Raw genomic sequence first — 18,244 nt, 5'->3', positions numbered from 1 at the left:
GCAGGTTGAGCGAAAGGAACAAGCCTTTAGAAGGAGGGAAGGAAAACAAAGGAATGAATTAAAACAGCGCGCTGATTTAAGCCTGATCTTTTTTTCAAAAAAAAATATCGTAACTAAAACAAAAAAGGCCTGGGGCTTGTTTAAAAGATTAAATTGAGAATTATACTTATAACTGACACTAGCATTGGAATTTAAGCTAAAAATGCTTAACTTTGTGCAAATTTTTAAACATTAATGAAGATATTTATTACAGGCCTTCCGTTAGAAGTAGGGGAAGATGAATTAACAGCCGTATTTGGTGATTTCGGTCAAGTAAAATCACTTAGGATTATCAAAGATCGCGAGACTGGTCAAAGTCGTGGTTTTGGTTTTGTGGAAATGCCGGTAGAAGAAGAGGCAAAAGAAGCAATCAAACGCATGAACGGTGGCGATTATAACGGTAATCGAATTAAAGTTGCTGAAGCTCAGGAAAAACCAGGTACTGGTGGCGCCGGAGGCGGTGGTGGCTTTAAACGCAACAACCGTACAGAGAAAAGCTATTAATAGCTTTTTTCTTATTACAGTTTAAGATTCTATTTTTATAGATCAATCCATATAGGGCAGCAAATATGACTTATATCGTATTTGCTGCTTTTTTATCTGGATAAAAATCAATTCTGGTTTACCAATGCTGTAACCAGGCTTTTCCATTGCGGATAAGAGAATCCAATCTTAGCACTCCATCCAACCAATACATTTCTGACGTTATTGATCAATACAGCACTGTCTGAATTGGGAACTTCATTGCGTCCATGAACTTCTGCATGCACTTCCAGTCCTTTTCTGTAAACTTTAAAGGTGGAGGTGGCTTTGTCTTTAAGAAAATGTGCCGTTTCAGAATCGGGGTGTAAAGGATTGGCGGTGGGTCTTGCCCGCATCACCAGCGACTGTCCCTCTGCGGTTTGCTCTTCCCTGATCAGTTCCACCAGCACCCAGTCGAAACCATCGCCAACCGTAGTCCCCGGACCTGGTATATTGATTCTAAAATGATCGCCTTCCATGGCCTCACGCCTGACTTCCTTACCGGCAGCATCCATCAGTGTAAACGTTGCCGAGGCAAAGCCGCAAAGCTCATCCCAATTGAAAACTTCCAGTAAGCGCTTTTTCGCCAATACATAAAATGCCTTTGCTGCCGCTTCGTCTTTAAATGTTGTTTTTTCAAAAACATCCATTTCTGATCCTTCTTCCTGTTTTGGGATATCGTTGTTCATTTGCGCTTTTTTCCTAACAACAGCATTGTCCTGATTTTGTTTCCTTTGGCCCGTTTTATCCAGGCATATTTACCATCATTTTTATTAAATTAGTAAAATGAAAGTAGATTACATTGCTTTATCCGTCCCTGTATTTTTCATCCTCATAGGGATAGAACTGGCCTGGAACTTCTACAAGAAGCTAAACTATTACCGCTTCAACGATTCTATCGCGAACCTGAGCCAGGGAATCGGGCAGCAGCTCACGGGCATTTTCATGAAAACGGCTTTATTCTTTGGCTATAAATACATCTTTGAAAACTGGCGGTTATTCGACCTGCCACAATCCATCTGGATCTGGATCATCCTGTTTATCGGGGTTGATTTTTTCTATTACTGGTTCCACCGGATGAGCCATCAGGTAAATGCTTTATGGGCAGCACACATTGTACACCATCAATCCGAAGAATATAACCTGACGGTGGCTTTGAGGCAATCCTGGTTTCAGGGCTGGTTTTCCTGGGTATTTTACCTGCCGCTGGCATTGGTGGGCTTCGACCCGATCATGTTTCTCACCCTGAGCTCTTTTAATACCTTATATCAGTTCTGGATTCATACCCGCGCCATTAAAAGTATGGGGCCACTGGAATGGATTTTAAATACGCCTTCCCATCACCGGGTCCATCATGGCTCCAATCCAAAATATATTGACCGGAACCATGCCGGAACGCTGATCATCTGGGACCGCATTTTCGGGACTTTCCAGAAGGAAGAAGAAGAGGTGTATTATGGAATTACCACACCACTGGCGAGCTGGAACCCAATCTGGGCCAATGTCCATTACTGGGACGAACTTTTAAAAACGGCCAGACAAAGTCCCCGCTGGATGGACAAGATCAATGTCTTCCTTAAACCACCGGGATGGTTTCCCGCGCATTTGGGCGGATTTAAATCTGCTCCGGAAATCGATCCCCTGGTGTACAAAAAATATGATCCGCAATACCACCAGCAGCTGACGGGTTATGTCCTTGTTCAGTTTGTAATAGGGCTCATTGCCGGTTCAGCCATCCTTTTTTTACACAGCAGCCTTCCCTCTGCGGCTTTAATCAGCGGGGCAACTTTCGTGATCTTAACCTTGCTGACCTGCGGCGCCCTGCTGGAGGAAAAGAAATGGAAGGTTAAATTCGAATATGCACGTTTGGTATTGGGGATTTTAATAGTTTTGCTGCTGGATTTCCCGATCGGTTATCAGGTCATATTTTCTGGCCTGAACATCTGCTCGGCAGTCTGGTTTTATAACCTTCAAAAAAAGAATGTAGATGCTGAAGAAATACCTGAAGTTTAACCTGTTATTTGCGCTGATTTTTATCCTGCAGGTCTATGCAGAATTTAACGAATTGAGTACCCTGAGGTATGTGATCAAACCTTGTATTGTGCTTTCGCTGTTGCTGATGCTCTATACCCGGACCGGGCTGAAGGGCAGGTTTCATAAACGCCTGTTTACCGGACTGATCTTTGCCCTTGCTGGCGATGTGCTGCTGATGCTGGCCTGGCAGGACCCTTCGTATTTCATGTATGGCCTGGTTGCTTTTTTAACCTGTCATATTTTTTACATCAGCGCTTTTTACCTGGACTTCCGCTCTGCTCAGGAACTGGATAAGAAAGGAGCGAGGATTGCGATCATCTTATGCGCGCTCTTCAGCATTACTTTTTACTTCTATTTAAGGCCACACCTGGGTGGAATGAAGCTGCCTGTAATGGTCTATACCTTCGTGATCAGCATGATGATGATGATGGCGGCATTCAGAAACCAGCGTGTGAATTCCCTTAGTTTTAACCTGATTCTTTTTGGTGCCCTGTGTTTCCTCTTATCGGATTCTATCCTTGCCTACAACAAATTTGTGAAGGGTTTCGACTTCGCAGGGGTGCTGATCATGGCGAGTTATATGGCCGCACAATACCTGATTACGATGGGTGGAGTGGAAAGAAAGCTGCTGAAAAATGATTAATGCTTTCCTTTCTCTTTATCCAGCACCGTAAAAGTCTGCATTAGCCGTTCCCCGTTTTCGTCGACGAGTGTCAGGGTATGTTTCCCTGCCGGAGGGCTCACTGCCAGCTGGTGATAGGTTTTGGTCGTGGCCACATACTCATTGTCAATATGCCAGTAGATCTTTGCATTGCTGTTGCGGTGTGTCGCATTTAAGACCACCTTTCCTCTGCTTCCGTCAAATTCTACCGGAATGTAAACGCTGGCATTGTTCTTTGGATAGATCATTTCCATCACATAATTGCTACCGGCATCCGTACAACCCGCTTTAAAAGGAGGCAGCATTTTATAATCGCTGTTTTTGATCTTATAGTAGTATTCCATTGCGGGCGGAAGCACAAACCAGGGCTGATGTACCATCATTGCCGTGGGTTCACATTGATCAGTGACCCTGTAACTGGCAGTACGGTCCAGGTGGATGAGCTTATGATATGGACAAAGGCCTGTTTTTTCTCCCGAAGGGGATACCAGTTCTTCCAGGGTTTCCCGGCAATATTCCCCGGCCTTATAACCACTCTGTTTGCAAACTTTCATTTTGCGGAGCTGGTGTTTAGGCGTCTGAAACCATTTGCCGTTTGGCAGCTGACGGAAGATGTCGAAGAGCACCGGAGCGGCAACATCAACACCTGTTAAACCGGGACGTCCTTCACCATCGGCATTGCCCACCCATACACAGACGACATATTGTGCCGTCAGTCCAACCGCCCAGGCATCGCGGAAACCAAAGCTTGTTCCGGTTTTCCAGGCCACCCTTTGCGAAGAGGAAAACTGTTCCCAAAGGCCTTCTTCGCCCGGCCTCATGAGTTCTTCCATGGCATTAAATGTATTCCAGATCGAACCATAGTCAATCGTAGAGGTCAGCTGTGTTTCATACCTGTCAAAACGCTCATCACGTTTTGCTTTCACATAAACAGGGGCATCGTAATCATGTGGGTTATATTTTCCTTCATAGCCGTTAAAATGATTCAGTGTCCTTGCCATGCCCATATAGGTTTTGGCGAGGTCCCACATCGTTACCTCACTGCCGCCCAGGATCAGCGAGAGGCCATAATGATCCGCCGGCTGGTTCAGGGTACTGATGCCCATTTTTTTGAGCTTATCATAAAAGCGCTGGTATTTGTAGCTCTGCAGCATCTTCACTGCCGGAATGTTCAGGGAACGGCTTAATGCACGGTCTGCAGGAATCGCGCCATCATAACCCAGATCGTAATTCTGAGGGGAATACCCATTGATCTGCGTAGGCACATCGGGAATCAGGGTTTTCGGCAGGATAAAGCCATCGTTCAGCATACTTGCATAGAGCAGGGGTTTTAAGGTGCTGCCCGGACTTCTGGGGGCCCTGATCATGTCTACATGACTTTCCAGTTCTTTGTTTTCAGGTTGATAAATGTTGCCCACATAGCTCAGCACGGTTCCGTTTCTGACATCCAGTACCAATGCGGCGATGTTATTGATGTCGTTGGCCCGGTACCGGTTGTTATAGCGTTTCAGTAAAGCATTCAGCTTCAGCTGAAGGTCGAAATTCAGGGTAGACCTCAGACTTGTGCTGTTGCTTTTTAAAGCCTTTTGCTCTGTTTTAAAGCGGTTGAGCAGGTGAGGGGCATTTTGGGGCAGCTGCTGAGGCTTGCCGGGAATGGGTTCCAGCTTGGAAAGGTTGGCGGTTTCCTGGTCTATCATTTTTAATCCGGCAATTTTATCCAGCAGGTCGTTCCTCTTTTTGATCAGCTTTGCCGAATTTTTTCCCGGATGAACCAGGGAGGGGCTGTTCGGAAGTACCGCCAGGGTGGCCATTTCCCCCCAGGATAAGCTTCCGGCGCTGCGCCCGAAGTACCGCCAGGAAGCGGCTTCCAGGCCAACCACATTGCTGCCAAATGGTGCGTTCGCGGCATATAACTTCAGGATCTCTGTTTTGGAATGTGTGAGTTCCAGCCGAAAGGCAAGGATCACTTCAATCAGCTTCTGCCAAATGGTACGGCTTTCCCTTCGCGACAGGCGGATGACCTGCATCGTTAAGGTACTGCCACCACTCACCACGCTTTTGGCCTTCAGATTTTGGCGCATTGCCCTTGCCATCGCCAGGAAATCTATCCCCGGATGGCTCAAGAAACGTTTGTCCTCAAAGGCAACAATACACTGCTGAAACTTCTGAGGAATGGTATCGGCCACAGGGAAGCGCCATTGCCCGTCTCTTGCGATGGCAGCGCTCAGCAACTCCCCATTGGATGCTTCTACCACATAAGAGGTAGGACTTAAAAATAACTTTGATGGCAAAAGGAACCAAAACCAGCACAACAATAAGACGCAAATCACATCGCTGAACACCAGTTTTGGTTCGTAACTGAACTTTTTAAACATGCTACTTAATTACCTGCACCCATTTCCCTGCCGTAGTTGCACTAATATTGTTGTTATACATCGCTTCACACTGTACTGCTGAAAGGTAATAGCGGCCGATATAAGAGGCGTTTAACAGCACTTTATAAATTACAGTCTCATTCTCCCTCAGGTTGAAATAAGTGAACACACGGTCGTCCCTGATGTCTCTGTACGTATATGGCGAAGAAGCAACAGCACTCTCGCTGTCGTTGATCCTGTTATTGATGATCTCCCAGCCGGAAGGGAAGATCTGTGTCAATGCCATTTGCTCGTAATAGCCCATTCTTCCAGGGTTTTTGATCGTCACCTCTGCATAGAAATCTGTTCCTTGTTTTAAGGTAGACGGATCCAGCGATTTTCCGTTTAACAATTTATAATCGATGTTCATTTCCAAAGCTTCTGCATTGTTCGGCAGGAAGGTGTTTTGTCCGGCCGAAGGTTGTCCCTGAAGGATCAGACGTCCAAACAGTACGCGGTCGCCGGTATTGCTGATGGATACACTGTTTCCTCCTTTAAAAGTCAGATCTGTGACATTCATGAACTGAGTGGAATTTGTTGTTCCGCTTTTTCCATCGATCTTATAATTGTATTTCAGCGTGTTTGATGCCGTATTTGCGCCACAGAATTTCGCAATTGCGAGTAGGCTGTAAGCAGTGGTTTGCGTACTGTACCAATCGTCCCTGCCCAGTTTTGCGGCCAGCGGCTGGATCAGTTGTGCTGCTGCTGCTTTGCGGCCAAGAAGGGTTAAGGTTTCCAGGATCATCGCCTGATCACGCACATCAGAACCATAGGTTCCACCCATTTGGTTGTATGGCTTCACTTCTGTAGCCAGTCCTTTGATCAGCCCATTCGCCGCATCGGCCTGTCCGGCTAGTTTATAAGCCGCTGCCAGTCGCCATTTAGCGGTTTCCGACAAGTACTGGAAGGCTTTCAGCCTGTTCATAGCCGCCATTTCCGGTCTTTTAGCGAGTGCAAGCACATACAAACGGTAAGACTGAGACAGATCACCACCATAGAAATTGGTGCTGTTTGGCGCCCAGTTTGCGGCTTTACCTTTCAGGTAGCGCAACAATTCGTCCAGCATGCCAACCGGAAGGGTATAACCTGCGTTTTGTGCTTCTACCAGGAAGTGCCCTGCATAGTTACTTCCCCATTCGTCGGAAGTTCCTGCGCCCGGCCAGTAGCCTAAACCACCGTCTCCGGTCTGGAAGCCGCGTAATTTATTGATTCCCGCTTTCAGGTTTCTTTCTGTCGTTACTTTCTGCTGTTCTGTAAGCGGCGTTAGCTTACTCAGGAACAACTGAGGGAATACCCCTGAGGTGGTCTGTTCTACGCAGCCATGCGGATATTGCATCAGGTAGGTCAGTCGTTTTTTAAGGTTGATCGGAGGGATGGCAGAGAGTTCCAGACTTCCGGTATTGGTTCCAGCCATTCCTACAGGCTGGTAAGCAGTGCCCCAGTTTTTACCCGGTTCAATCACGATAGGAACCACATTGGTCACATAAGGATTGGGGTTTCTGATGTCCAGTTCCACATCGTAGGCCGTTTTCTCGGAGCCACTTTGTGCAACAAGTTTTACTTTGGCAATCCCCGTCATTTCCGGAACTTTGATCTCAAAGTAAGCCATTTGCTCTCCCGGTTGTTTGAAAGTCAGCTGTTGTGTTCTGCTGCCGGTCACTTCCAGATTCGCAGATTGCAATTGTAAGGTTACATTTTTAAGGTTCTTTTCTGTCGCAAATACAGTTGCAGGCAGGGTGAAGCTTTCTCCCGGGCCGATTACCCTTGGCAAAGTAGCCAGTAACATCAGCGGTTTTTTCACCTGTACACTTTTCTCTGCGAAACCATAAGCGCCGTCCTGACCGGCCACAACCATCGCCCTTACCGCACCAATATATTGGGGCAGTTTAAATTTATGCGTATTGCTTGCGCCTTTGGAAAGGGCAAAAGGGCCCAGGTATTTAACTACAGGCACAAACCTGTTTGCTTTTGCAGGACTGAGGTTCTTGTTGATGCTTCCATCACCACCGATGCTCAGGATCCTTTCCAGGTTTCCGCCCCAGGCACCAAGTACATAATCAAATAAATCCCATGTTTTTACGCCCAGACCTTCACGGGCATAAAAAATACCATGAGGATCAGGGGTTTTAAACCTGGTCAGGTCGAGCAAACCTTCATCTACAATGGCAATGGTATAGGTCATCGCTTTTCCGTTTTGCTCGGTTACGGTGATGTTGCTTTCCGTTTCCGGTTTCAGCTTATCTGCCATTTTGATCACTGGCTTTAAGATCGTTTCCGGATCTTCAATGAGCAAAGGAATGGCACCATACATACGGATAGGGAGGTCATTCAGCGTTTGCGCATGTGGTTGTAATAAGGTCACATTGGCGAAGACATTCGGCGCCATGTTCTTTTCTGCTTTAAACTTAAATTGTGTTTGTCCGGCTTTGGTATCGGTCCAGAAAGTCTTTAACACCTTACTGCCGTTTTCAATGGAAATCAATGCCCTTCCATCTTTTCCCGAAGGGATGGTCAGCACAATTTCTTCACCTACTTTAAATTTGGTTTTATTGGCGGTGAAAGAAAGCATGGATGCTTCTGTAGGATTGCTGTTTTGCTCACGTTGTGCCCATCCCGGCCAGTCGATATAGACCGATTTACCGGAAACATGGCCTCCGTTATGGTCCCTTACCAGGATCATATAACGGCCCCATTCCGGTTCTTCGACCCTCAGGTTCCAGCTGGCTTTACCACCGCTGATCTGAACGGTTTCTTTTTTGATCAGTTTATTATAGGAGTTCTGCGTGAAATTGGCAAAGGAGTTCTCATTGTCCTGTTCCCACCACCAGCGCCATTGTACTTTATACAGTTCTACCTCTACAGATTTGGATCCGCCCAGCAGCTTTCCATCTCTGTTGACATTGACAATGTCTATTTTATGGTCCTGACCAGTAAGCAGCATGCCGCTTAAGCGGTCGCCTTCCGGGGCTTTAATTCCGTAATAGTCTGAATATACATGGTAGGGGATGCTGAAATTGTCGATACTGAAATTACCGCCGGCTTCGAATACTTTAATCGCAAAATTCGCTTTCAGCATTCCCGGGGCAGTATTGTTCTCGCTTAAATTCGTGCTCACTGCAGCGGTTCCGTTTTCATTTAAGGTGCCTTCGAAAATCGTTTTTACCTGCGACTGGAACGAAACAGTCGGGTTGTCAAAACTGTAATTTTCAAAACCCTTAAAGGTCGTCTGCATGGTATTCAGGCTCACATCGACCTTTGCTTTCAGGTTCTTGCCCGGTGCGCCAAATAACCATGTGGCAGTAAGGGAAGCTGCAGCTCCGTTTCCAACACCGAGATAAGGACGGTTGCCATAGTCGAAATTGATCTTCAAACGGTTTGGCATCACCGTTTCAATCTTAATGGTTTTAGAGAAGGTCGCCCCACCGGCTTTCACTTTTGCCAGCCAGTTTCCTGTCGGCGCTGTGCTTTCTGTAGCCGTTCTGAAGGCGTAGAAACCATTTAAAGGTTTTCCATTGATTGCCCTCTTAACAAGCTGCCCCTGTGGGTTATAAAACTCGAAAGTGACAGGGTAACCGCCAGGTAATTTTTTTAGTTTATCTTCCAGAATGAAAGAAAGGAACACCGAATCTCCGGGACGCCAAACGCCACGTTCTCCATAGATGAACCCTTTTAAACCGTTCTGCACCACATCTCCGCCCACGTCAAACCTGCTCAATGGAAGAGAACTTCCATCGTCCAGTTTCAGGTATCCCCGTTCATCGCCATTTTTGGCAATCAATAGGAAAGGTTTCTTTTTGAGGTCAAATGAGGCCATTCCATCACCATCCGTTTTTACGGTATGGATCACCTGTTTCTGGTAATCCAGCAATTCTAAGGTAACGCCACTCAATGTTTTTGCCGTTAACAGGTCTGTCGCAATGATCATCATGCTGTTGTCATTGCCACGTTTGGCAATCAGGCCAATATTGGAAGCGATCAGGTTCCTGCTTGCCCAGCGTTCACTGGTATAATAGGAGGGCGTACAAGGATTATCCCGGTCTTCCCAACGGTAATTGCTGGGGTAATTGTTGTTGTACCGGCTCCAGAAATCATCATCTTCATCGATCTTCTCTCCGTAACCATTATATTCACTATCACCTTCTTCAGAAACATCGCCGTTTTCTGCGTTGGCTTCCACGCATTTAAAGACGTTATATTCTCTTCTGAAACCAACGGTAACACGATACATCGCACCTGGTTCTGTCCTTATGATCTTATCCAGATCAAGGGTGAAACGGTTTTTCTTATGCAGGTCCAGTGCTTTATCTTCATCCAGGCGGATGGTTTTCTGCACGATAGGTTTTCCTACACGGCGAAGTTCCTGTCCGTCTTTGTAATTGTTGGTCTGGAAAAACTGCGGAATATTGTTCTCATAGATCTTGATCACCGTTACATCCACCGCTTTTAAGTTGACTGCTTCAAAGGGCAGGACCAGTTTCCCGGAGGTAGGCAGGATGCTTCCGCTTCCGGCAATGGTTACCGAAGGCAGCTTGTTCTCAAAAACAATGTTTGCCGTTTTAGCGGCTGATAATTTAACGCTGTTGATGTTTTCGACGCCTTCATTTACCGTTAAGGCATAATTCCCTTCCAGGGTCTCTGCAGAATAAACCTTCACCTGACTGGCATCTATGGTAAACCTCAGATCGGTCAGTTGGGCAAGGGAGATCAATCCGTTCAGGTCCTGTGCTACGTTGACCGGTTCAGAGAACTGAACAAGTGCGAAATCTTCCAGGTCCTGGATGGCTTTCATATTCAGGATTTTGAAAACACCCTGCGCAGGAACTTCCAGTACTTCTTCTCCTTTTCCCGGTGCATCGATGGGATCACCAGACCAGATGAGTTTTAGCGGGTTTTCAGATTTTGTTTTCTTAATGCTGTCTACGGTAAAAGTAGAAGTGTTTTTTGCAGGGTTATGCTGCCATTTCACCTTTAATGACTGCGGGAAATCTATTTTTAATGCTTTTTCAATTTGTTTCGGATCTTCCTGATCAGAGGTCAGCACTTCTCCGCTTAATTTCATATAATCAAGGGAAGTATTGTTCTGAGAAACGAGTCCATTCTGACTGAGGCTTAGCCCCGGACTGATGACCCTGAAGTTGAATTCAAATTCTTCCAGGCCCTTTTCCGTTTCCGTAACTTTGTTCAGGTTAAAGGTCGCTTCGTAATCTTCTCCGGGTTTCAAAGGTTCATCGGGTCTGAATTCCAGTGTTTGGGAATCGATCCAATAGGTTTTTCCTTTTACAGAAGGGGAGAAGCTGAACAGGTCCCGGGAATCGGCCACGCCAATGTCACTCATGGTTTTCACCTGACTGGCCAAATGAAGCCTGACATAACTTTTTTTGGAAACGGTTCCCGAGGTATAGGCTTCTATGTATTTGGAATAAGCCTGATTGTAGTCTTTTGGTCTTTCTTTTTTGAAAAAGAAGAGCGAGGCAAGGCCGATGATAATGACCGCTACCGAGCCGATAATAATTCCTTTTTTATTCTTTTGAATAAATGGAGATGACGTAAATTTCATACACTTTTATGGTAAAGTTGGAGATGTGCATGAAAATTAGCAAAAAGGATTGGTATCGGAAACTAAACCGAAATTATTTTATCATCACACCCGGCATATTTACCAAAGGAATCCGAATTAAATTATCATCAACGATACTTTCAGGAAGGAAAATGAATTTTTTATCATAGATCACATCGTCCAGGTAATAGCTTAACCAATATTCATTGGTTAAGCCAAAAACTTCAGGATCTATCGCTTCAACGCCTGCAAAAGAGTGGGCCTGAAGGTCTCCCAATGAATGTCTGAGTACAGAGGTCTGCACCATTCTGCCATCTTTTTCTCCGTAACCTTTAGAGCTGATCAACACATTTTTCAATGGTTTATCTTTCAGGTTAACCAGATAAACAGTCCAGTTTTTTACTTCCGGACTTTCGCTCTTCAGCACTACTGCAACCGCAATGTCTTGTACTATATTTTCAGGGAGATCTTTCTTCATATCTGCATTAAGCAGGCCAGGCCTACTTTTTCTTTGCTACCGGTTTCTTTTTTGCTGGAGACTTGGCGGCTGCCTTTTTCTTGGCAACTTTAGGTTCAAAAGCATTAGGCACCTGTTCTACAATTAGTTTTTTTACTTCTTCAAGGGATACGCCCGCAAGGTCTTCAGGAGTATATTTCTCTCCTGTAGCCGGGTTTTTACCCAGTTTCAACATGTCTTTACCGAAACGGATGAAGGGGCCCCATCTGCCGTTTTCGATCGCAATTTTCTCTGCAGTCCACTGCTGGATAAACCTGTTCGCTTCTTTCTCTACCTTTTTACCGATCAGCTCTTCGATGTCTTTCTGCGTCAGGAAGTCGAAGTTATAAGCTTTAGGCACATTGATAAATAAGTCGTTCCATTTGATGAAAGGACCGAAGCGGCCTTTGCCTTTCGTTACCGGTAAACTTTCGTAATGTGCCACCGGTGCATCAGCCGTAATTTTCTCTCCGATAATTTCAATGGCGCGGTCTCTGTCTACAGACAGCGGATCTTCGTTTTTAGGAATGGAAATGTAGGCATCTCCCCATTTCACGTATGGGCCAAAACGGCCTACACCTACGGAAACTTCTTTACCTTCGTAATCTTCCAGCTGGAAAGGCAGTTTGAATTGCTCCAGGGCATCCTCAAGCGTTACTGTTCCCACCGACTGAGATTTGGACAAGCTCGCATAACGTGGTTTTTCCTCGTCGTCATTTTGTCCGATCTGCACCAATGGCCCAAATTTACCCACTTTAGCATATACATTTTTTCCGGAAGCTGGATCGATTCCCAATAAACGCTCTCCGTTGGCACGGTCGGCATTTTCAAGGGTCGTTTCTACTTCAAGGTGGAATGGCGTGTAGAAGGAGTGGAGCATTTTTGTCCATTCCTGCAATCCCTGAGCAATCTCATCGAATTCCTTTTCTACGTTGGCGGTAAAGTTAAAGTCGACAATCCCTTTGAAATGTTCTACCAGGAAGTCGTTTACCACTTCACCTATATCTGTCGGGAAGAGCTTTGATTTCTCTGCCCCTGTGATTTCTGTTTTAATTTGTTTGCTTACTACTCCGTTAGCCAATACAATCGAACTAAAGGAACGCTGACGACCATCACGGTCTTCTTTAACCACATATCCACGGTTCTGAATCGTAGAGATGGTTGGCGCATAAGTGGAAGGTCGGCCGATGCCCAGTTCTTCCAGTTTCTTGATCATGCTGGCCTCTGTATACCTTGCAGGCGGACGTGAAAAACGTTCCGTAGCATTCATTTCCCTTAAGATCAGTTCCTGACCTTTGGCCAATGGAGGAAGCATATTGCTGTCTTCCGAATCTTCCAGGTCTTCTTCATCACTTGATTCCAGGTAAACCTTCAGGAAACCATCAAATTTGAGGACTTCACCTTCGGCAACGAGGTGTTCTTTACGGGTACTGATGGCGATCTGAGCAGTTGTTTTTTCAAACAAAGCTTCACTCATCTGAGAAGCAATGGCACGCTTCCAGATCAATTCATATAAACGTTGTTCTGAGCTGTCGCCGGGTACGGTATGGTGGTTGAAATAAGTAGGGCGGATGGCTTCGTGAGCTTCCTGTGCACCTGCTGTTTTCGTTTTATACGTTCTGATCTGATGGTATTTATCGCCCCATGCGGATTTGATCTCTGCTGATGCTGCCTGTAATGCAGTTTCAGAAAGGTTTACCGAATCGGTACGCATATAGGTGATCCTTCCACTTTCATACAGGCGTTGTGCAACCTGCATCGTCCTTGACACAGAATATCCCAGTTTACGGGAAGCTTCCTGCTGTAAGGTAGAAGTGGTAAATGGAGGCGCAGGGTTTCTTTTCGCAGGTCTGGTTTCCAGACTGTCTACGCTAAATCCTGCTTTAATACAGTCGTTTAAGAATTTTTCTGCATCCGCTTCCAGCTCAAAGCGCTGAGGCAATTCTGCTTTAACCACTTCTTTGCCTTTTCCGGTGCTGAACTGTGCAGAAACCTTAAATGCTGCTGTGGCATTAAATTTATTGACTTCCCTTTCTCTGTCTACAATCAGACGAACAGCCACAGACTGTACGCGTCCTGCAGATAAGGAAGGTTTTATTTTTTTCCATAAAACAGGGGAGAGCTCAAAACCTACCAGCCTGTCCAGTACACGTCTGGCCTGTTGTGCATTCACGAGGTTATAGTCGATCGTACGTGGAGTTTCTATCGCCTTTAATATCGCAGGCTTAGTGATCTCATGAAAGACAATCCTTTTTGTTTTATTTTCTTTTAATCCTAATGTTTCATATAAATGCCATGAAATCGCTTCTCCCTCACGGTCCTCATCGGAGGCCAGCCATACCATTTCGGCTTCCTTTGCTAATTTCTTAAGCTCTGCAACGACCTGCTTTTTATCAGCAGGCACCTCATAGGTTTGGGCAAAATTATTGGCTACATCAATACCCATATCCCCTTTAACCAAATCCCGGATATGTCCGTAACTTGATTTAACAAGGAAATCTTTTCCTAAATACCCTTCGATGGTTTTAGCTTTTGCAGGTGACTCAACTATTAATAAATTCTTCGCCATTCAGAACGTTTTTCTGCAAATAAAGCTATAAATAAGCCTAATTTCAAAATTCGATATGATTTTTATAGTAAATATATTTGTAAATGTGTCATTTTGCCCATGATAAAGTGGTGACTTATAGTCGATTTAAGGAAAAATGAGCGGTTTTACGGTTTTTTTTGATCTTTTATCAGAGATTGTTTCAAATCTGTTGGAAGGAGGAAGTCTAGTACGCAGTACTTATATAATATATAGAAAGGCTGGATAGGCGCCTGTTTGTCTCCTATTACGCTCCTATTACGCTCTTAGGTTGGAAGGATATTGGAAAGCTATTCAAAGGTTGTTCGAAGTAGTTCAAAGGTTGTTTTATCCTTTCAATAACCTTCCAATATCCTTCCAATAACCTCTCAGGTGAGGAGGCTTCCAGGAGCGTTCCACGAGCGAAACACTACCGTATACATTTTGTCTCCCCAGGTTTATTCCTGAAATAGCTTTACATAGAAATCTGGTGTGTGACCTGCTTTTTGAAAAGCTTAAAACACACTTCAATAACTTTTATGATGATTATCGATAAAGAAATCATGGGCCCTGAAGGCTGTAATTACTCAGCCCCGTCTTTCCCGTCTTTAAACTCTTTGATTCCTTTTCCAAGGCCACCAAGAAGTTCAGGAATTTTCTTTCCGCCAAAAAGCAGGAGCACAACGAGTAGGATAACGACAATTTCTTGTGTGCCGAGTGCGGCAAGCAGTGGGGTATGTAGCATAGTTGATTTAGTTTTTAGGGGCAACAGGTTCTTTTTTCTCGGCAGTAAGGGGTTCATCATCCGCATTTACCACATTGATGTTGCGGTGAATTTCTCTTTTTACACCTTCCGAAGCATCTTTAAAATCTCTGATTCCTTTGCCAAGCCCCCTGGCAAGTTCAGGAAGTTTTTTACCTCCAAACAACAGCAGGACAACAGCCAGGATCAGCAGAATTTCCCCACCGCCCATATTTAAGAATTCCAGTAACACCATATTCATTTCTTTAATGTGTGAACAAAGCTAATTACAGGAGATTAAAGCAGGATTAAAACGGGATTAAAATTCAATGGGAACACGTAGAATTTACCTTGAGGTTTAAAGATTAAAATAAAATTGTTAATTTTCAGGATGAATAAATTAGGTCTCCTTTGTGCTGCCTTTGTCTTTAGTATAGCCAGCTGTAAAAATAAATCTTCAGAAACATTGAAAGATTCAAAAGAAATTGCCGTCCTGTTCGATTCCTATTGGGAAAAGAATTCCAGATTGTTCCCATTGGATGCGACCTCACAAGGGGATAACCGGTACAATGACCAATTGCCCAACGATGGGACACAGGCGTTCAGGGATACCTTGAAGAACTTCTATCAGGATTACCTGAATCAGGTGGAAAAGTTTGACCGGGAAGCATTGAACGACAATGATAAATTGAGTTACGATATTTTCAAGTACGACCTGCAGATGAAACTAAAAGGCCTGGAATTGAATACCTGGATGATCCCTGCACAGCAGTTCTTTTCACTACCGCTAACGATGGGACAGCTGGGCTCCGGGGCAGGAAATCAACCCTTCAAAAACTTAAAGGATTATGAGAACTGGTTGGGTCGTGTAAAGGGTTTTAGTGTCTGGACAGATACGGCAATTGCCAATTTCAAACATGGAATTGCTGCAGGCATGGTCTTGCCGAAACCATTGGTAGAAAAGATGATTCCGCAAATGGATGCGATGATCGTTACCGATCCGCAGAAAAGCTTGTTTTACGATCCGATTAAAAATATGCCAAAAGAGATTTCGGCAGCGGATAAGGCCAAAATTACGGCCTTGTATCAGCAGGCGATATTAAAAGAACTCGTTCCGGCTTACCAGAAACTGAGCACTTTCCTTAAAAACGAATACCTGCCGAAAGCCAGATCTACCTCAGGGATTTCATCCGTTCCGGGAGGAAAGGAAATTTATGATTACAGTGTGAAGAACTGGACCACCACCAGTAAAACTCCTGAAGAGATTTATCAGACCGGATTATCGGAAGTAAAAAGAATCCGTACCGAAATGGACAGCGTTAAAAATAAGGTTGGTTTTAAGGGCGATTTAAATGCATTTTTCACCTACCTGAAAACGGATCCAAAGTTTACCCCCTATAAAACACCAAAAGAGGTCATCGCGGCTTTTAATGCCATTCATGATAAAATGAAACCTCAGCTTCAGAAGTTATTCCATAAAGTACCTAAAACTCCTTTTGAAGTCAGACAAACGGAAGCTTTCCGTGCGGCTTCTGCCAGTGCAGAATACAATCCGGGATCTCCTGATGGATCAAGACCTGGAATCTTTTACATTCCCATTCTGGATGCTAAGAAATTTAACATCACCTCAGGAATGGAATCTTTATTCCTTCATGAAGCCATCCCGGGTCACCATTATCAGATTTCTTTACAGCAGGAAAGTAAAGACCTGCCGAAATTCAGACGTTTTGCCTGGTATGGAGCAATGGGCGAAGGCTATGCCTTATATTCAGAGTCTTTAGGTAAGGAACTGGGCCTATATACCGATCCTTATCAATACATGGGCGCATTGGGTGATGAAATGCACCGCGCAATCCGTTTGGTGGTCGATGTGGCCATTCATACGAAAAACATGAGCCGTGAAGAAGCGATCAAATACATGATGGACAATGAAGCGATCAGCGAAGAAGGGGCTACTGCAGAAGTAGAACGCTATATGGCTTTACCAGGACAGGCTTTATCTTATAAAATCGGTGCTTTGAAGATTCGCGAGCTCCGTGCGAAGTATGAAAAACAATTGGGCGCTAAGTTTAAGATTGTTGAATTCCATGATGAGATTTTAAAAGATGGTGTAATGCCTCTTGATGTTTTGGAACAAAAAATGGATGCATGGGCTAAGCGCGTAAATGAAGGAAGATAGTTTATCACGCAGCTATACCATTGCATTTGTTGCTGCTTTCCTGATCTACCTGTTGAGGAGATACTGCTTTGAGATGATTACTGCAAATCATGGACCGCTGTATTATGGACTGGTCTATGCAGTTAGCTTAGCTATGGTGATTTATCTCCACATCCGGTACAAACAACCCAACCGTTTTAAAGTACATTTACTAGCCCTGTTATATGCAGGGCTATTGTCTTTTTTCGTGTTTTATACCAGTATAAATATACAAATGCTGTGTTATGCTGCCGTTGGAGAGTCCAAAACAACCGTACTTAAAATTGACAGCGTCCAGTCGTACAGGGTAAAGAAGACCATAGAAGGAAGTTTGATCTTTGTAACCTATGAAAATCAGCCCATAAAATTTGAATCTTCAGGGGCCAATTATTTTGCATTGAGAGATAAAAAGCAGATCAAAGCAGTTATTGGCAGGGCAGGAGCAAATAATTTTTATGTCAGCAAGATCTATTGGAAAGATGGAGAAAAATGGAAGGCAAGGGCCACTTATTGGAAATACAGACTTGACTTCCTGAAGTATGTACTGGCGATCCTCTTGGTCATGGGCTTAGGTGGTATCCTGATACACCGCATCAATAAAGGGAGGGAAAAGCAGCAGAAACCTAAACTCGACTTTAAAGCCTCTCCGCTAAAAGTAATTCTCATTTTATTTGGGGTCCTGATGGCCATAGGACTCTTGCTGTATCTAGGCCTGTTTCTATACATGCATTTTAAATACGGTTTCCCAAAAAACACCTGATTTTCATGGCCTTATCGTGAAATGTAAAATAATACTTCTTTTTTTTAGAGATAATTCTTATCATTGAAAAAAAAATATCTTTTGATGTATCTGATTTTAGACGGGCAAAGCACACAGCCCAAAATTGCATAACCAAGCCTGATCATTTTACAGGCAATGACTTAATCTCCGATTAAGCAGTTATTCTATTGTTTTAAAATCAAGAATTTCCAATGTTTTTTATAGAATCTAAACGGTTAAAATTAATTCCGTTAAC

Annotated in this window: 12 protein-coding genes; 5 read left to right on the top strand and 7 right to left on the bottom strand. The window is 44.4% G+C overall.

The genetic code is table 11. From position 1 onward, the window contains the following. The first annotated feature begins 234 nt into the window (after positions 1-234). The gene (locus DBR43_RS28715) at positions 235-543 is read left to right on the top strand and encodes an RNA recognition motif domain-containing protein (protein WP_062548794.1); all 309 of its coding nucleotides are present in this window, start codon (positions 235-237) and stop codon (positions 541-543) included. Between the two features lie 107 nt (positions 544-650). Here the strand turns inward: DBR43_RS28715 and DBR43_RS28710 are convergent, their stop codons facing one another. After that, positions 651-1,250 carry a hypothetical protein gene (locus DBR43_RS28710; protein WP_124586763.1) on the bottom strand — a complete coding sequence of 200 codons (600 nt, stop codon included), beginning with the start codon at positions 1,248-1,250 and terminating at the stop codon, positions 651-653. A 97-nt stretch (positions 1,251-1,347) separates the two neighbouring features. Between DBR43_RS28710 and DBR43_RS28705 the strand changes: the two genes are divergently transcribed. Then, a complete protein-coding gene (locus DBR43_RS28705) occupies positions 1,348-2,574 on the top strand; it encodes a sterol desaturase family protein (RefSeq protein WP_124586762.1) in 1,227 nt (408 codons plus the stop codon). After that, on the top strand, positions 2,549-3,238 hold the full coding sequence (locus DBR43_RS28700) for a lysoplasmalogenase (RefSeq protein ID WP_124586761.1): 690 nt from the start codon (positions 2,549-2,551) through the stop codon (positions 3,236-3,238). Before DBR43_RS28705 ends, DBR43_RS28700 begins: the two co-directional genes overlap by 26 nt. Here DBR43_RS28700 and pbpC read toward each other — a convergent pair. The 6 genes from pbpC to tatA form a co-directional block, all read right to left on the bottom strand. Continuing rightward, positions 3,235-5,631: a penicillin-binding protein 1C gene (gene pbpC, locus DBR43_RS28695; RefSeq protein ID WP_124586760.1), complete on the bottom strand. Its 2,397-nt coding sequence runs from the start codon at positions 5,629-5,631 to the stop codon at positions 3,235-3,237. The genes DBR43_RS28700 and pbpC overlap by 4 nt on opposite strands. Before the next feature lies 1 nt (position 5,632). Next, positions 5,633-11,227, bottom strand: a complete 5,595-nt coding sequence (locus DBR43_RS28690) for an alpha-2-macroglobulin family protein (RefSeq protein WP_124586759.1) — start codon at positions 11,225-11,227, stop codon at positions 5,633-5,635. A 73-nt stretch (positions 11,228-11,300) separates the two neighbouring features. Next, positions 11,301-11,705, bottom strand: a complete 405-nt coding sequence (locus DBR43_RS28685) for a hypothetical protein (RefSeq protein WP_124586758.1) — start codon at positions 11,703-11,705, stop codon at positions 11,301-11,303. Positions 11,706-11,727: 22 nt separating this feature from the next. Continuing rightward, positions 11,728-14,292: a type I DNA topoisomerase gene (gene topA / locus DBR43_RS28680; protein ID WP_124586757.1), complete on the bottom strand. Its 2,565-nt coding sequence runs from the start codon at positions 14,290-14,292 to the stop codon at positions 11,728-11,730. 580 nt (positions 14,293-14,872) lie between these two features. After that, on the bottom strand, positions 14,873-15,034 hold the full coding sequence (locus DBR43_RS28675; protein WP_074612669.1) for a twin-arginine translocase TatA/TatE family subunit: 162 nt from the start codon (positions 15,032-15,034) through the stop codon (positions 14,873-14,875). A 7-nt stretch (positions 15,035-15,041) separates the two neighbouring features. Next, positions 15,042-15,287, bottom strand: a complete 246-nt coding sequence (tatA, locus tag DBR43_RS28670; RefSeq protein ID WP_124586756.1) for a twin-arginine translocase TatA/TatE family subunit — start codon at positions 15,285-15,287, stop codon at positions 15,042-15,044. A gap of 135 nt (positions 15,288-15,422) precedes the next feature. Here tatA and DBR43_RS28665 point away from each other — a divergent pair, with 135 nt between their 5' ends. After that, entirely contained in the window at positions 15,423-17,210 is a 1,788-nt protein-coding gene (locus DBR43_RS28665) for a DUF885 domain-containing protein (RefSeq protein WP_124586755.1), read from the top strand. After that, complete coding sequence (locus DBR43_RS28660) at positions 17,197-17,988, top strand: hypothetical protein (RefSeq protein WP_124586754.1); 792 nt, start codon at positions 17,197-17,199, stop codon at positions 17,986-17,988. The genes DBR43_RS28665 and DBR43_RS28660 overlap by 14 nt, the downstream gene beginning before the upstream one ends. Positions 17,989-18,244: the final 256 nt, after the last annotated feature.

Source organism: Pedobacter sp. KBW06 (genome assembly GCF_003852525.1).
In the GTDB taxonomy this organism is placed as follows: Bacteria; Bacteroidota; Bacteroidia; order Sphingobacteriales; family Sphingobacteriaceae; genus Pedobacter.
The sequence above is the reverse complement of the archived record's forward strand: the minus strand, read 5'-3'. Positions and strand labels throughout refer to the sequence as shown.

Excerpts from the sequence above, each read along its gene's own strand:
- DBR43_RS28705 (WP_124586762.1), top strand. The coding sequence starts at position 1,348 with ATGAAAGTAGATTACATTGCTTTATCCGTCCCTGTATTTTTCATCCTC.
- DBR43_RS28700 (WP_124586761.1), top strand. The coding sequence starts at position 2,549 with ATGCTGAAGAAATACCTGAAGTTTAACCTGTTATTTGCGCTGATTTTT.
- DBR43_RS28715 (WP_062548794.1), top strand. The coding sequence starts at position 235 with ATGAAGATATTTATTACAGGCCTTCCGTTAGAAGTAGGGGAAGATGAA.
- DBR43_RS28660 (WP_124586754.1), top strand. The coding sequence starts at position 17,197 with ATGAAGGAAGATAGTTTATCACGCAGCTATACCATTGCATTTGTTGCT.
- DBR43_RS28675 (WP_074612669.1), bottom strand. The coding sequence starts at position 15,034 with ATGCTACATACCCCACTGCTTGCCGCACTCGGCACACAAGAAATTGTC.
- DBR43_RS28690 (WP_124586759.1), bottom strand. The coding sequence starts at position 11,227 with ATGAAATTTACGTCATCTCCATTTATTCAAAAGAATAAAAAAGGAATT.
- tatA (WP_124586756.1), bottom strand. The coding sequence starts at position 15,287 with ATGGTGTTACTGGAATTCTTAAATATGGGCGGTGGGGAAATTCTGCTG.
- pbpC (WP_124586760.1), bottom strand. The coding sequence starts at position 5,631 with ATGTTTAAAAAGTTCAGTTACGAACCAAAACTGGTGTTCAGCGATGTG.
- DBR43_RS28665 (WP_124586755.1), top strand. The coding sequence starts at position 15,423 with ATGAATAAATTAGGTCTCCTTTGTGCTGCCTTTGTCTTTAGTATAGCC.
- DBR43_RS28685 (WP_124586758.1), bottom strand. The coding sequence starts at position 11,705 with ATGAAGAAAGATCTCCCTGAAAATATAGTACAAGACATTGCGGTTGCA.
- topA (WP_124586757.1), bottom strand. The coding sequence starts at position 14,292 with ATGGCGAAGAATTTATTAATAGTTGAGTCACCTGCAAAAGCTAAAACC.
- DBR43_RS28710 (WP_124586763.1), bottom strand. The coding sequence starts at position 1,250 with ATGAACAACGATATCCCAAAACAGGAAGAAGGATCAGAAATGGATGTT.